General features: G+C 42.3%; 1 protein-coding gene. It reads left to right on the forward strand.

Going from position 1 to position 822, the window contains the following annotated elements; translation table 11 throughout:
- Nucleotides 1–92 precede the first annotated feature (92 nt).
- Nucleotides 93–822, forward strand: a 730-nt coding sequence (locus GFB48_RS17230) for a DDE-type integrase/transposase/recombinase (RefSeq protein WP_163938719.1), incomplete at its 3' end; no start/stop codon positions are given.

Raw genomic sequence — 822 nt, forward strand, 5'->3', positions numbered from 1 at the left:
TGTATAGACCGGAGAGTTGGGTTACAACTTGTTCGGACACATAGGTAACACATTCTATTATGAATGGCATGTATATAACTGAGGGTTTAAACATGCCATGGAATGAGGTATCTACTGTGACTTTACGAAAAGAGTTTATTGCTTTAGCGAAGCAACAGGGTGCGAATATAAGTCAGTTATGTCGTCGATTTCATATCAGCCGTAAAACTGCTTATAAATGGCTTAAGAGAGACTCCGAAGGCTATTCTTTGGAAAATAGATCAACAAGACCACATCACTCGCCCTACAAAACTGACAACGGAATTGAAGCGCTGATTATGCAAGCGCGAATAGCACATCCTGAGTGGAGCGGCAGAAAGCTAAAACGCTTTCTAGAAAACCTTGGTTACACCGATTTACCTACTCCAAGTACTATCACCAAAATACTTCAACGTAATAACCTAATTAAAACTAGCTCTGCATCCACGCAAACAAACTGGATTAGATTCGAGCACCCTAATCCCAATGACCTTTGGCAAATGGATTATAAGGGTCCGATCCATACTGCTTCGGGTAAAGGATTCGCACTTACGATTCTGGATGATCACTCTAGATATTCCCTAGGCGTTGAAATAGCAACCGACATGACCTTTGAGTCCACGAAAGCAAAGTTATCTATGGTCTTTGAGAGATATGGCCTCCCTTGCAGAATGACCATGGATAATGGTGTTCCCTGGGGCAATAACTATACACGCTGGTCGAGGTTTACGTTATGGCTGCTCGATCAAGATATAAAAGTGAGCCACTCTCGCCCTTATCATCCTCAAACTCAAGGTAAGGATG

The organism is Paraferrimonas sp. SM1919 (genome assembly GCF_010993985.1).
Lineage (GTDB): Bacteria > Pseudomonadota > Gammaproteobacteria > Enterobacterales > Shewanellaceae > SM1919.